The organism is Dyadobacter sp. (assembly GCF_051859145.1).
Lineage (GTDB): Bacteria > Bacteroidota > Bacteroidia > Cytophagales > Spirosomataceae > Dyadobacter.
Genome location: NZ_JBHYGF010000036.1, coordinates 1 through 14,059, shown reverse-complemented (window position 1 = coordinate 14,059; position 14,059 = coordinate 1). Strand labels below are relative to the sequence as shown.

12 protein-coding genes are annotated in these 14,059 nt (G+C 47.8%); 9 read left to right on the top strand and 3 right to left on the bottom strand.

Annotated features, from left to right (window positions below):
* Both ACTIE6_RS03265 and ACTIE6_RS03260 read right to left on the bottom strand, forming a co-directional pair.
* The coding region (locus ACTIE6_RS03265) for a C25 family cysteine peptidase (protein ID WP_439555267.1) at positions 1–3,042 on the bottom strand (3,042 nt) is incomplete at its 3' end.
* Between the two features lie 22 nt (positions 3,043–3,064).
* Entirely contained in the window at positions 3,065–3,604 is a 540-nt protein-coding gene (locus ACTIE6_RS03260; RefSeq protein WP_439555266.1) for a dihydrofolate reductase, read from the bottom strand.
* A gap of 171 nt (positions 3,605–3,775) precedes the next feature.
* On the opposite strand from ACTIE6_RS03260, the gene ACTIE6_RS03255 reads away from it, so the two are divergent.
* The 9 genes from ACTIE6_RS03255 (at position 3,776) to ACTIE6_RS03215 (ending at position 12,345) form a co-directional block, all read left to right on the top strand.
* Complete coding sequence (locus ACTIE6_RS03255) at positions 3,776–4,150, top strand: PadR family transcriptional regulator (RefSeq protein ID WP_439555265.1); 375 nt, start codon at positions 3,776–3,778, stop codon at positions 4,148–4,150.
* Between the two features lie 28 nt (positions 4,151–4,178).
* Complete coding sequence (locus ACTIE6_RS03250) at positions 4,179–6,758, top strand: PspC domain-containing protein (protein WP_439555264.1); 2,580 nt, start codon at positions 4,179–4,181, stop codon at positions 6,756–6,758.
* A 63-nt stretch (positions 6,759–6,821) separates the two neighbouring features.
* On the top strand, positions 6,822–7,520 hold the full coding sequence (locus tag ACTIE6_RS03245; protein WP_439555263.1) for a head GIN domain-containing protein: 699 nt from the start codon (positions 6,822–6,824) through the stop codon (positions 7,518–7,520).
* 195 nt (positions 7,521–7,715) lie between these two features.
* Positions 7,716–8,582: an outer membrane beta-barrel protein gene (locus ACTIE6_RS03240; RefSeq protein WP_439555262.1), complete on the top strand. Its 867-nt coding sequence runs from the start codon at positions 7,716–7,718 to the stop codon at positions 8,580–8,582.
* 18 nt (positions 8,583–8,600) lie between these two features.
* Entirely contained in the window at positions 8,601–9,119 is a 519-nt protein-coding gene (locus ACTIE6_RS03235; protein WP_439555261.1) for an acyl-CoA thioesterase, read from the top strand.
* Between the two features lie 52 nt (positions 9,120–9,171).
* Positions 9,172–9,540: a Rid family detoxifying hydrolase gene (locus ACTIE6_RS03230; protein WP_439555260.1), complete on the top strand. Its 369-nt coding sequence runs from the start codon at positions 9,172–9,174 to the stop codon at positions 9,538–9,540.
* A gap of 42 nt (positions 9,541–9,582) precedes the next feature.
* A complete protein-coding gene (gene gltX / locus ACTIE6_RS03225; RefSeq protein WP_439555259.1) occupies positions 9,583–11,133 on the top strand; it encodes a glutamate--tRNA ligase in 1,551 nt (516 codons plus the stop codon).
* Positions 11,134–11,243: 110 nt separating this feature from the next.
* Positions 11,244–11,498 (top strand): hypothetical protein, encoded by a 255-nt coding sequence (locus tag ACTIE6_RS03220; RefSeq protein WP_439555258.1) that lies wholly within the window; start codon positions 11,244–11,246, stop codon positions 11,496–11,498.
* A 70-nt stretch (positions 11,499–11,568) separates the two neighbouring features.
* On the top strand, positions 11,569–12,345 hold the full coding sequence (locus tag ACTIE6_RS03215) for a TIGR00266 family protein (RefSeq protein WP_439555257.1): 777 nt from the start codon (positions 11,569–11,571) through the stop codon (positions 12,343–12,345).
* Between the two features lie 49 nt (positions 12,346–12,394).
* On the opposite strand, the gene ACTIE6_RS03210 is transcribed toward ACTIE6_RS03215, so the two are convergent.
* Positions 12,395–14,059, bottom strand: a 1,665-nt coding sequence (locus ACTIE6_RS03210; RefSeq protein WP_439555256.1) for a T9SS type A sorting domain-containing protein, incomplete at its 5' end; no start/stop codon positions are given.

Genomic DNA, 14,059 nt, shown 5'->3' with positions numbered 1-14,059 from the left:
TGTAAATGCGAATTTGTAGATATAAACCCCCGCTGCAAGGTTACCAGGTTCCCAAATCCATTCATTACGTCCGATATGCGGACGAAGGTGCAACGTCGCAATTGGTCTTCCGTAAAGGTCTGTGACTATTAGTGTTGCCTTTTCTGGCGCTTTTGGTCCGGATATCGTCGCCCTGAATACAAACGCTTTTGTAGCCGGATTAGGTGCAAGTTCAATGCGCCCAATGGACGATTTTTCTGAAATATTGAAAGTAATCTGATAGTCTGGTGCAAAGTTTCCGTTCAAATCCCGCGCCCTGACGGTCAAAAGATAGCTCCCGGGAGTAAGGTAGGGTGGTAGTTTTGTTGTCAGATAAAAGTTTTCGGGACCTGTATTCCGCCAGGTAGCACCTGTTAAGTAAAGCCGTTGTTCCTCGCAGCCGTCGCACAAAGGTTTGAGCCACATTACAATGCCGGCGGTATCTTCCCTGGTAACCGTAGCGCCCGGATCTGTTAACGTTAGCTCGATGACCGCTTCATTTGCAACCTGATCTGCATTTTCAATAAACCTTCCATCCAGCCTGACAAGTAGCACAGGCGGGCTCCGATCGGGTTGCGCAGCATTGTTTTGGGGTTTAAAAATGCTGACAGTATACCGGTTATTTTCCTCATTCTCTTCATTCAACACATTGTTTTCATCGACTTCGAATACCAGCAAATCAGTTTCTTTAAAACGGGAATGACTAGGAATGGAAAAGCGCAGTGTATCCGACAAGGGGACCCCCCACCTGTTCAGTGTATAAGTGGCAAGAATCGTGGAACCGCGCATTATGCTGAATGAAAAACGATACGGATCATTCCGGTACCTGCCATTATTCAAAACAGCCAGGCTGACGAGCAAACTGTCACTTTTCGCATTGAAAGTCCCGCCAGCACCATCTGAAATGACCAGCGAGGTTGAATCAATCGTATAATCCGGAAGCTGCGCCGGAAATATGCGGATTGCAGGATCACCATGCAGGTTCATCTGCTGTGTGGTAATTTTATCATAGATATTTGCTCCGTTAGTCAGGTTTCGCCGGATCGCTTCCTGCTGGATTGTTCCAAAAGGAAGACTGGCGAATGCAGAGTCAGCTAATACTTCATAAAAAAAGTCGGTGTACCGCTTCAAAGCAGTAGAAACACCATTAAAAGTATGCGCCAGAAAGAGCACTGCGCCATTGTCAGGGGCAAATATCCAGTCACTGCTGAGGGTTTTGGGTGAGAAAAATATGCTGCCCGATGCACAACCATTTACGATCACGGCCGGGTAGAAGGGTTTGTTGCGATACTGCTGCGAAGGGTCACTGGCGAAACCAATGTCAATATCTGTCACGTCCGTCCCGGAATGCCCGAAAATGGTAACTAATGCGGCTCCCTTATTTAGTTGTGTATGAAGCGGTATTTTCTCAACCGGATCGTCGGTTTCTTTGGAAATCGTTGTGACAGCCGCGCCGAGGAACGAACCGTCGATTTTCTGTTCAAAACCTTTTACATAATCTTTAAAGGCAGAGAGTTCCTGCCTTGACCTGCCGCCGCTTAAATGCAAGATCCGCTTTCGCCACGGTGCTGCTGCGGGCGCGGCTTCCATTGCTTTTACCTTTTGCAAATAGTCCCAAACCTGCTGCGAAGTCGCAGCATTGATCCTGCCAATTGGGACCAATGGAGCAGGGGACTTTCTGCCAATCGCGAGTAAGAGATCTGATCCGGGCCAGCCTGCATTCGGCACCATATCTGCCTCCCGCGCATTTACCAGCTTTCGTGCTTTTTGCGGATCTATCGACCTTCCGATCAGCAGTACAAACTTCAAATCTGGTGCCAGTTTGGCAATCAGGTTTTTCAGACCCACAGGACCAGGTAATCCGTAATTAAACCGGTCGAAAACTTCACTCGTATGAACAATCAGCGGCTTGTAGTTACCACCCGCGGGCGATGTGCGGTATTTGGCATAAGCTGCTACCGGGTCTTCACCTAGCACTGGAATGCGCATAGTGGGATGCGTGATAATCAGGTAGTCGGCCTCGCCAGCTTTAATCTGACGGAAATGTACCTGCGTTAGTCCGGTAAGGGGCTCATAAACAATTGTATCTCCCGGATCGTGCTTTATCGGAAAACGCAATTGATGGTAAGAAACCGATATGTGCCCGCCTGCATCGACGGGTACGAGAGCTGCCTGAAAAGTCCCTGCATGATCCAGGTCTGCCCGGCTGAAATTTAACCGGATCAAGTGGGTATCATAGTTTTCAAATTGAACGTCAGCGACTTTTCGCAACAAGCTGCCTTCCTTTTTTAACCAAAACTCAAAAACATGCCGGCCCGCTGACCAGCCAGCCAGCAGCATTTCAAATGAAATGGAATCGGATCCGCTGAAATCCGCATCTTCCGTGGGAATCGCCAGCCTGAATTGTTCATTTTCCTTTAACTCCGGTCCCGTCCAGCCTTCGCCGGTATCATAGCCTGAAAGCACAGAGCCGGTATCAAAGCCACTGCCTTTCGGGTAGAATACCCCGGGCAGGTAATGCGAATTGTACACTTGCAGTACTTCTCTGAATTTGCGGGATGTTGAATCTCCTGCGACTGACGTGGTTCTTTTTCCGCTTGTACCGTCCAGTTTCCAGGTGAGGTAGTAATATGCCGTATCTGAATACAGGCTATAATGCGAATGCGGCATGACAGCGGGTGGCATGTAAAGCGAGGTATCATTTGCGCCGTTGTTATCCTTTCCCAAAAAACGAATGTAACCGTCACCGGAAAGCGGCTGTCCCGAGGAAGCCTGTGACACCTCAATTTCAATTTCCTTTCCGCCTGTAAAAATCTGAAATGCGCCGGACGGAATGGCGGAGACAGGAATTCCTGCATTCAGGAGCTGGGAAGTGCTAAGCTCGTAAAAAGCTGTTTTTACGACAGAAACTTTATAATAATTCTGTTGATCGTTGATCCATTCATCGCCTGCGTATTGCAAAGCAAAGCTATGAACGCCCGCGATCAGGAAAAGGAAGATAGTGTGTGGAAGCTTTTGGGGCATTTGGTTTGAGAAAAACGGCCGGTTAACCCGCCGTTTTTCTCACATATACATTCATCGAAAACGAGTAAGAATGTGCTTCATCTGCTGCGTGGTACTCAGAATCAGTCAGTTCCCAATCATTTGCATTGATTGCCGGGAAAAATGCGTCGCCTTCCAGCTCTGCGTGAACAATAGTTAAATACAGTTTGTCGGCAAGCGGCAGCATTTGTGTGAATACATGCTCGCCTCCTAATACAAATACTTCCTTTTCGTCTGAAAGTAACTCAAGTGCCTGCGGAATATCTTTGGCATACAAAGTCCCGGGCGTTTCAGGCTGATCCGTTTTGGAAGAGAGGATTACATTCAGCCTGGAAGAATGCAGGGCGTCAGGTGCCTCGAAGCTGGTTCGTCCCATGATAAATGCCCGGCCATCAGTAATTTCCTTAAAATGCTTCCATTCATCGGGCAGGTGCCAGGGCAGGTGATTCTCTTTTCCGATCACATGGTTTTCGCTCATAGCAGCAATGATGTAGAGCGCAGGTTGGTTTGATGTCTTGTTCTCTTCAGAAGTTTGTTCAGCCATGATCATGATTATTTACCGGTCATCAAACAAAAATACCATTCCTCACAACCAACAAATCTTTTTCGCATGGTACCTTGCATCACAAAGTACCTGTGTATACCTTTGTTGTGTTAGAATGAATTTCTATCTATTAGCCATGAACTTATTCATTTAATTAACACATGAGACCACATGAATATTGAAAATGCCCAAGTGCAGATGCGGAAGGGAATTTTGGAATTCTGCATCCTGCACATCATATCCAGGGGCGAGGTTTACGCCTCGGATATGTTGGATGAACTTACATCGGCTCACATCATGGTGGTGGAAGGCACGTTGTACCCTCTTTTGACAAGGTTGAAAAATTCGGGCTGGCTTGACTACAAATGGGTGGAATCCTCTTCGGGACCACCAAGGAAATATTATGTTTTGACGGATGAGGGGAAGGTATTTCTCGATGCAATGCAGGCTACCTGGTTTGAGCTGGCAGAATCGGTTTCAACCGTTATTCGGCGTACAGAGGAATTGAGCAAAACGGCTCCTGGCAATCTTCCTGACCCTAACTGATCATACAAGACATTCGATTATTTCAACCATGAAAAAGACAATCAGCATAAATATTGGCGGTATCATCTTCCATATCGAGGAGGACGGGTACGAGAAATTAAAAGGCTACCTCAACTCGATCCAGCGGTACTTTTCCTCTTTTGCAGACAGTAAGGAAATCGTTTCGGATATTGAGGGCCGCGTCGCAGAACGGTTTATCAACAAACAAAAAGCAGAAGTAAAACAGGTTATCTCGCTCTCGGATGTGGACGAGCTGATTGCTGCAATGGGTACTGTGGCCGATTTCGAAGCCATTGAACAAGCGGAAGATATTCTTGCCGATCCGCTGGAAACAGCAGGCAGAACAGCAGTACCGGCGCAGGAAACAACTTCTTCGTCTTACTCGTCAAATGCAGGCCCAACATTTGAAGGTACTTCTTCTTCTTCTTCTTCTTCATACATTCCACCGGTTACGGAACCTGTTAAACCAGCCGCGCCCCGCAAGCTGTACCGCGATTTGCGCCGTAAGCTGCTGGGTGGTGTAGCAGCCGGTTTGGCGCACCATTTTACCATTGACCCGATCTGGGTGAGACTTGCTTTCCTGTTTGCTGTCATTGGCTTGCCTGCCGGATCAGGTATGATGGGGCTGAATATGGAAGATGAATTTGGCCCGTTCGCAGGATTTATGGTGCTCGTTTACATTGCGATGTGGGTAGCATTCCCTGGCTCTTCGACTTTGGAAGAGGATACCCAGATCAAGAAGTTCTATCGTGATCCGGACAGAAAAGTGGTGGGCGGTGTCGCGGCAGGTGTTGCTTCTTACTTTGGAGTTGACCTGGGTGTTGTGCGCTTTCTCTGGGTATTGTCCATTCTTCTGTTCGGAACCGGTGTGATCATTTATATCGTGCTTTGGGTAATTGCGCCGGTGGCGAATACCCTTACCGAGAAAATGGAAATGCAGGGAGAGCCGATCACGCTTTCCAATATTGAATCAAATATCAAACAAAGCCTCAACCTGGAAGAAAAAGGGGGCGAGGAGCACGGTATCACTAAAATTCTTCTTTTCCCTTTCCGCGCCATTGCATTGATCATTGCCTCGCTGGGAAAGTTGCTTAGAGGACTGGGCCCTATATTAAGAGTTGTTATCGGCGCATTGCTTATTGCAATGTCGGTACTGGGCCTGTTTTCACTGATCGTGGGAATAGGAGTTGCTTTCGGGCTGACCAATGAGGTTGTTTTTGATGATCTGCCAGTACCTTTTCGCATCTTCCAGGAACTCCCGGGTACGCTCGTTCTCTCGGGAATGCTGGTAGCGGCTATTCCGCTGGCTACCTTTCTGATATTGGGCTTAACACTGCTGTCGAACAAAAGAATTGTGGGCGGTACAGTCTGGCTGACTATGCTGGGGTTGTGGATCGTAGGTATTATCGGTACTACCATCGGCGTGATTTCGTTTCAGAGAAATTTTGCGAAGCGGGGCGAAGTGGTACAATCCGTTTTTTACCGGGTACCCAATGGAACTTTGACACTCAACTATAACCCAAGCTACGAGGAGGAAAATGTGGACGTAGATATCAGGCTCGCCGGATTTAATGCGTCAGACAGCCTGGAACTTGTAAAGACACTTCATGCACGTGGCAGAACGAGGGAAGATGCGCAGAACAATGCCGAAATGCTGGAATATAATGTTGAGGTGAAAGATTCTGTCTTTGTTTTTAACGATGGACCTGCATTGTCAAACCGCCTTTTCCGCGACCAGCGAATTGACCTGACTTTGAATGTACCTTATAACAAACCGTTCATCATGTCCCGCGATTTTTACTATACATTAAATCAATGGGAATCCGGGGCGCAGGGAATGGAACGCTATAATCTGGATGATGAAGATGTAAAATGGGATAACCTGATCTGGGTTGTAAAACGTGACTCCGGTCTGATCTGTACTAATATACCTGCGCGTTTCCTGAGAAGCGAGGAGGATACTGAGAATGCGAACTATTCTTTTGAAAACGATTACAACAGTGATCTCGACCTGGGTGAAAGAGGTAATTACATCAAGCAGTTCCCGGTAAGCAATTTTTCCAAATTAGATATCGGAGGTGCATACTCGATCGTAGTTCGTCAGGGCAGTGAATTCAATGTAACCGCCGACTCAGAGGGACAGGAGGAGATCGACGACCTGAAAGTGACTGTGGAAGATGGTACGTTGCGCGTCAAACGCTCTGCTGATTTCAACCTTTTTGGAAATGACTGGAAGAGAATAGGGCTGGTAATCACCATGCCGACCGTGGAAGCGGTAAACCTCTCAGGAGCCAATAAAACGCTGGTATCCGGTTTCAAAGCGCTGCCTAAGCTGAATGTAGAAGTATCCGGTGCATCCAAATCGGAATTCAATGTGGATGTTGATCAACTGACACTCAGCCTGTCGGGCGCTTCGAAAGCTACATTGCTGGGATCTGCAAAGTCTGCCACGCTTGATGTGCACGGAGCCTGCAAGCTGACTGCCAATGAAATGGTTATTCAGAATGCGGATGTAGATGCATCGGGCGCTTCCAAAGTGGAACTGGGCCGGATCCCTAATCTGGACACTAACGCCAGCGGAGCGAGCAAAATTAATGTTCAGGAGTAAATGCATCCGTGCAACTTTCGGTAAAGCGGATTCATCTTTCAAAAAAACTAACAGATCATGATCATGAAAAAGGCACTTGTATTTCACATTACCCTGCTTGCTCTCGTTGCGGTTTCACTCCATTCAATGGCGCAGACAACCAAAAAATTCAATGTTTCGAACTTCAACAGGCTGGCAATGGGCAGTGCATTCAAGATTGATGTGAAACAAGGCAGCAGTTATAATGTAGTCGCAACGGGCCGGGAAGAGGATCTGCAGGATATAGAAGCCAATATTTCCGGTGGCGAGCTGAAATTAGGTTATAAGGGAAATGGCTGGAACAAAAACCGGAAAACGGTGAATGTAAGTATTACCATGCTGAATTTGCAGGGTGTCGATTTCTCAGGCGCCAGCAATGCACAGGTAGCCAGATTTTCAGGTGTCAAAAACATGGAAATTGAGGTGAGCGGCGCTTCCAAGGTTAATATGGAACTTACTGCCGCGAAGGTGACAATGGACTTGTCGGGCGCTTCCTCGCTTACATTGAATGGAAATTGTGATATTCTGGACGGAGAAGTATCTGGTGCTTCTTCATTCCGCGGCAGCAATTTCCAAACCAAAGAAGTCAATATAGATGCATCGGGAGCGAGCAGCGCGGCGGTATTTGCCAGCAATGCAATTCACGCAGAAGCTTCCGGCGCAAGCAGCGTCCGCTACTCAGGCGGTGCGAAAGATATTCATTCCAGTACTTCCGGAGCGAGCTCTGTGAAAAGAGGGGAGTGATCGTTTAAAGTTCACCATGAAGAGGAAGGCCGGCTTAGTCCGGCTTTTTTGTTTTATGCCAAATACCAAAAGCAACTTATTAAGGCAAGAGTAATATATTTACGCACGTTAACTTTCCCTCTTTTCCTGAATTTGTTCATGATTACAAGCTATCGGATAAGCCTTTATTCCAATAAGTATTAAAATTTTCGAGGGATGAGAAGTAAGTCTACCCAAACGTTTCGGCTGATTGCGGCAACCATTTTGATCCTGGTTTTAGGAACAATTTCAAACAGTCATGCACAAGGCAAGTCCAGGTTTGGAGGTCGATATGTTAATCCGTTCGGCGATCTGAGTTTAACAGCCGGCTTGGGAGTTGCCTATTACATGGGCGATTTGCGAGATGGAGTTACTATGAAGCATTTGGGACTTGGGCCAGCTATTTCAATTGGTGCATTGTACCGGCTGACAGAACATTTCAGTGCAAGAGGAGAACTCCGGTTTTATGGCGTGTCAGCCGATCAGCAATACTCCAAGAATTTCCAGAACAACCTTTCATTCAAAACATTCAACCCGGACCTCAATCTCGGCATTAAGGCAGATTTGTTTTCCTTTAACCGGCAGGCGCGGGTTAACCCATACTTACTCGGCGGCGTTGGTTTTACATTGCTGAACCCGAAAGCCGAGATCGACGGTGCCTGGCAAAAACTGGCGCCGCTAACCACCGAAGGCATCAAGTATAAAAGGCTCCCGCTCGTTTTTACGGCAGGAATCGGGGTTTCTTTCCAGGTAAGCGAGCGGCTTGATCTGGGCGTTGAGCTTTGCAATAATTTTGTCAATTCTGATTACCTCGACGATGTAAGTACCGTGTATCCAAGTCCCGACTTACTGCCCAGCGACCTCGCGCGCCGGCTATCCGACCGGGCTCCCGAAATCGGCGAGCCTGCCCGGCAGCCGGGGTTCAGCCGCGGTAATCCTGACAGCAAAGACAGTTATTTATTCCTGCAAGCGAAGGCAACTTACCGGATTGGTAACCGGATGCAGGCGAGGGAAAGAAAGAAAACACGTTGCCCCAAATTCTAAGTTTACTCAAAGAACATTATGCTGAAACCAAAGCACCCGCACCAGTCGGAGGTAACAATGACCGAAATGGTACTTCCGAACGATACCAATACACTGAACAACCTGATGGGCGGGCGGCTGCTGCACTGGATGGACATCTGTGCCGCGATTTCAGCGCAAAAGCACTCCAACCGCATTGTGGTAACAGCTTCTGTGGATAATGTATCTTTCACCGAACCGATCCGCCTGGGCAATATTGTGACGATGCGCGCCAAGGTGACACGTGCTTTCAACTCTTCTATGGAGGTTTTTCTGGAAGTTTGGGCAGAAGATATCCCGGCAGGCCAGCGGGTAAGTACCAACCGCGCATTCTATACATTCGTGGCGGTAGACCAGAATGGGCGGCCCATTGAAGTCCCGCCCCTGGAGCCTGAGACAGACGAAGAACACGATCTGTACCTGAGTGCACTCCGCCGGCGGCAGCTGCGCCTGGTACTCGCCAACAGAATGAGCCCCGCAGATGCTACCGAGCTCAAAGCGCTTTTTCAGGCTGGTTAACTCCATCTGCATCCATTATTTGGTAATTTTGCGGTTCAACTCTTTATTACTTATGCCAAAAGAAATTATATTCTCAGATAAAGCACCGGCGCCAATTGGTCCGTACAGCCAGGCTGTGAAAGTGAATGGAACACTCTATGTGTCGGGGCAAATTGCTGCCGAAGCGGCCAAATCAGGCGATATCAAAGCGGAAGCTGGTTTGGTTATGCAAAATATCGGTCACATTCTGGGTGCAGCAAAACTTGGCTTCCAGCACGTGGTAAAAGCCAGCATCTTTTTGAAGAATATGAACGATTTTGCCGCTGTAAATGAAGTCTACGGCAGCTTTTTCACGCAACAGCCTCCCGCTCGTGAAACGGTTCAGGTAGCAAGGCTGCCAAAGGATGTGAATGTGGAAATTTCGGTGATTGCAGTAGAGTAACGAGCGACCGAGTAAAAGATCAATTTTTAGTAAAAAACATAAATGAATAATCAACCCGTTCGAGTACGATTTGCGCCCAGCCCTACGGGCCCGCTGCATGCTGGTGGCGTACGTACTGCTTTATATAACTACCTTTTTGCGCGGCAGCAAGGTGGACAAATGTTGTTACGTATTGAAGATACCGATCAGAACCGGTTTGTTCCCGGCGCTGAAAACTACATATTGGAAGCACTTTCCTGGCTGGGTATCGGGATCGATGAAGGTCCGCAACAAGGCGGGCCGCATGCGCCGTACAAGCAATCAGAAAGAAAGGAAATATACCGTGAATATGCCGAGCGGCTGGTTTTGGAGGGTAAAGCTTATTACGCTTTTGATACCCCTGAGCAGCTGGACGAAATGCGGAAGCGACTGGAAGCAGCCAAAGTTGCGGCTGCACAGTACAATGCGATCACCCGCATGGAAATGACCAATTCGCTTACACTGTCTGTTGGCGAAACAAAGGAAAGAATTGAAAGCGGCGATCCTTATGTGATCCGGATGCGGATCAGTCCGAAAGAAGAGATCCGCTTCCACGACCTGGTGCGCGGTTGGGTAGTGGTGCATTCTTCGCAAATCGATGACAAAGTTTTGTTGAAATCCGACGGTATGCCGACTTACCACCTTGCCAACATCGTGGATGATCATTTGATGGGAATTACCCACGTGATCCGCGGGGAAGAGTGGCTTCCTTCGGCTCCGCTGCACGTTTTGTTATACAGGTACCTCGGCTGGGAGAGCACCATGCCGCAGTTCGCGCATTTGCCGCTTTTGCTGAAACCCGACGGAAACGGAAAGCTTTCCAAACGTGACGCCGACCTGGGCGGTTTCCCGATATTTCCATTGGAATGGACGGACCCTAATACTGGTGATAAAGCCAAAGGTTTCCGGGAAGAAGGTTACCTGCCCGAAGCGACAGCCAACTTTCTCGCATTGCTTGGATGGAATGCAGGTACCGAGCAGGAACTGTTCAGTATGGAAGAACTGATCCAATCTTTTAGCCTCGAAAGAGTGCATAAAGCCGGTGCGCGGTTTGATATTCAAAAAGCAAACTGGTTCAATCAGCAGTACCTGAAACAGCTGAGCGACGCGGAGGTTATTGATCAGCTTAAACCACTTTACGCTGCACAGGGAATCGAAGTAACGGATAGTCAGCTTGGCCAGATTGTGCATTTGCTGAAAGAACGCGTGCATTTTGTAAAAGAAATTGTAAGCGAGTCGCTGTTCCTTTTCAGCGCGCCTGAGACTTACGATCCGGAAGTTGCATTGAAGAAATGGAATGAAGAAGCTGCTACTGCGATTGCGGGCTTGAAAGATGCTTTTACAGCATATAATGGGGCTTTTATGGCGCACGAGATCAAAGAGGTAATCTCAGCAACAATGGAAAGGTTGGGCGTCAAAATGGGTAAAGTAATGCAGGCACTCAGGCTGGCAGTTACCGGCGCAGGTGCGGGCCCCGATCTGATGATCATTATGGAGATTTTAGGAAAACAGGAAGTGGTGCAACGGCTGGAAAATGCATTGAACCGCCTGTCACCGCAAATCAGGTTGGCATAGCATTTATATAACCGATCAATCAAATTCTGTTGGTTGCAGGTTGACAATATCTATTTTCGTAAACATTGAAATCCAGGTTACGCGAGTAATTCTGTTTCCTTTTAAATAAAATGGCTAAAAAGAAACAAAACGATCCTTCCAAACCGGTTTCCGAGAAACCGAGGGTACATAAAGACCTCGATGGTTTCGACATTCAGATCAATTCATTCGGAGAAATCACGACGAGCTTCGATATGGACAAGATCAACGAATTTCTGAACAAGAATGTGGATGATAAAAAGCTGCGCGACCGGGAAGACATTCCGGGAAGAAAAACGCGTAAGTCTAAGAAGAAAACATCTGAGGAAGAGGAGGAAGAGGAGTAGGGATGAAAGGGAGGATGGAGGAAGGGGATTGTATTGTTTGACTGATTTTTACAGATAACCTTTACGAAAAATGATCTCACACGAAATTGATTACAAGATTATCGGCGACGATATTCAGGTTGTAGAAATTGAGCTGGACCCTAATGAAACTGTCATTGCAGAAGCCGGAGCAATGCTTTTTATGGAAGACGGTATTCAGTTTGAAACCAAAATGGGCGATGGTTCCGAAGCAAACCAGAGCATCATGGGCAAGATTTTTCAGGCAGGTACGCGCCTGATAACCGGTGAGTCGCTGTTTATGACGCATTTTACAAACCGCGGGGTTGGCAAGAAAAAAGTTGCATTTGCGGCACCTTACCCGGGTACTGTGATGCCGATCGACCTGGCCAAGATATATGGAAATGAGCTGATCGTTCAGAAAGATGGTTTCTTGTGTGCGGCTATGGGCACCAGCATGAAAATCCACTTCAACCAGCGTTTCGGTTCGGGACTATTTGGCGGCGAAGGATTTATCTTGCAAAAAATCAAAGGCGACGGAATGGCGTTTGTGCATGCCGGCGGGGTGGTAATGGAGCGCCAGCTGAACAATGAAACTTTGCGTGTGGATACCGGCTGTGTTGTTGCATTTGAGCAGTCTCTGAGCTTCGATATCCAGCGTTCGGGCGGACTGAAATCAATGGTATTTGGTGGTGAAGGAATGTTCCTGGCTACATTGCGTGGGACAGGCCGCTGCTGGATCCAGTCTATGCCGATCTCCAAACTGATCCAGCGGCTCTCTACCGCAGGACCAAATGCAAACAAGGAAGGCGGCTCCATTATCGGAGGGTTGGGCAACCTGTTTGAATAAGGAAAAAGTTGGTAAAAATAAGAAGGGGCAGAACTTGGTTCTGCCTTTTTCATTTGATAATTACTCTGCTTGACCTGGTACCACTTTCATATACCATCTTTAAAATATAAACCCCGGCTGAGATGTAGGCTGCCGGCCGGATAACAGTTAATCCCTCGATTTCCTTATCTGAAAAGCTGACGGAATGCGCTTTGCCGGATACACTAAACAGCTGGCAGCTCAACAGTTTGCCCGGCGAAGTTCTTACATAAAAGTACCCGTTTGTGACAGGATTTGGGAAAACCGTCAGATCTTCCAGTCCATTCCTGAAAAAGGCGGCTATCCTGGAAACTGACTCCGAGCCACTTCTGTATTTTGATTTGATCCGGTAAAAAGCCGCGGCTGATGTTACGTCTGCATCGAGGTAGCTTAATACCTGTGACTGCCGGGGTGTGGCGGTAAATGTTTCAATATCTGAAAACCGGATTCCGTCCGTTGTTTTTTGTAATACCAATTGCTCCACATACGGATGCGCAGCTATGAGCCAGGAAATGCGGATCTGATCACCTTCGGCACGAGTTGCTATTTTATTGACCCTGTCCAGGAGTACATAACTTTTGTCGACGTAAAAGGAATCTGAAATACTGCCGGGTATCGTGCGACTACGCGCAGTGAGGCGGATGCGATAGGTACCAGTATTAAGATCGTAGGGCAGCCTAATTTCCACATTCCCATTCATACCGGTACCAACTGTATCTACGAAATTTCCGGATTGATCCAGTAGCTCAGCCTGAATCACGGGCTGATCCTGGCTGTTTCCGAGCCGGTAGGTTAAGTTAAAATAGGCTCCTGGCAACGCTATGCCAGGTGTCACGCCCGTGTATATCTGATTAGTCGGTAAAACCGGATGTAGCTTTTTCACAAACTCGTCGCTCAAAGTCCGGTTCCAGGCCTGCGCAGCGTGGGTGAGTCCGGGAACCCCGCCGGGCAGACTTTCAAAATGTCCCGAAACCGGCCTGGGGATTTGAATTGTATCCAGGTAAGGACCTTTGAATACATTGAAATTGGGAATTTCTGTAAGGCGGTTTTGTGCATTTAAAACCGGTAAGTACGGGTTAGGAAGCAGGTTACTGACTGAATTTCGCGCCAAAACCCACGGTGCATTATAGCCCGCGTCAGTCCGGCTATTTGTAATAAGTGTGCGGATATGGTTGAAGTAGTTTGTTTCGGTAAAGCCCAGCTGCGCGTCATTTTCTCCGTGCGACCAGAGCACTGCCCTCATTCCCATTTCGGCAGTCAGGTATTTTAGTGTATTGACAATGTTGCTGTAAGGCTGCCGGTTTGGCCAGAATTTACCTACATACAAATTGTAAGCATCCTTCCCGGTCGCCGCATCGCGGTAATTTTCTGAATTGGCAGCCGCCCAGGCCGTGTTGAAAAACAGGACCGGGCAATTCCATCTTCCCGACAGCATATCCCCAAGCTGTCCCCAGTACCAGGCAGTTTCTCCATTCGGGAATATATAGTTGTCTTTTTTCAGTACTTCAAATGCAGGTGCGGGCATAGGTGCATTCGGAGCGACTGTGATATTTTCGCTGTTGAGTGTTTTGTTGGTTTTGTTAAAAGAAATCACATTCGAGGAAGCATCTTTCGCACCCAGGCCGGGCAATCCCATTGCATTGGAATTTCCGGTTATCATAAAAACTTCTCCCACACCAACTCTCGGGACAGTAAC

What these genes read in the sequence shown, in the direction of transcription:
- ACTIE6_RS03215 (WP_439555257.1), top strand. Translation starts at nt 11,569, where the DNA reads ATGATCTCACACGAAATTGATTACAAGATTATCGGCGACGATATTCAG.
- ACTIE6_RS03230 (WP_439555260.1), top strand. Translation starts at nt 9,172, where the DNA reads ATGCCAAAAGAAATTATATTCTCAGATAAAGCACCGGCGCCAATTGGT.
- gltX (WP_439555259.1), top strand. Translation starts at nt 9,583, where the DNA reads ATGAATAATCAACCCGTTCGAGTACGATTTGCGCCCAGCCCTACGGGC.
- ACTIE6_RS03235 (WP_439555261.1), top strand. Translation starts at nt 8,601, where the DNA reads ATGCTGAAACCAAAGCACCCGCACCAGTCGGAGGTAACAATGACCGAA.
- ACTIE6_RS03250 (WP_439555264.1), top strand. Translation starts at nt 4,179, where the DNA reads ATGAAAAAGACAATCAGCATAAATATTGGCGGTATCATCTTCCATATC.
- ACTIE6_RS03255 (WP_439555265.1), top strand. Translation starts at nt 3,776, where the DNA reads ATGAATATTGAAAATGCCCAAGTGCAGATGCGGAAGGGAATTTTGGAA.
- ACTIE6_RS03245 (WP_439555263.1), top strand. Translation starts at nt 6,822, where the DNA reads ATGAAAAAGGCACTTGTATTTCACATTACCCTGCTTGCTCTCGTTGCG.
- ACTIE6_RS03220 (WP_439555258.1), top strand. Translation starts at nt 11,244, where the DNA reads ATGGCTAAAAAGAAACAAAACGATCCTTCCAAACCGGTTTCCGAGAAA.
- ACTIE6_RS03260 (WP_439555266.1), bottom strand. Translation starts at nt 3,604, where the DNA reads ATGGCTGAACAAACTTCTGAAGAGAACAAGACATCAAACCAACCTGCG.
- ACTIE6_RS03240 (WP_439555262.1), top strand. Translation starts at nt 7,716, where the DNA reads ATGAGAAGTAAGTCTACCCAAACGTTTCGGCTGATTGCGGCAACCATT.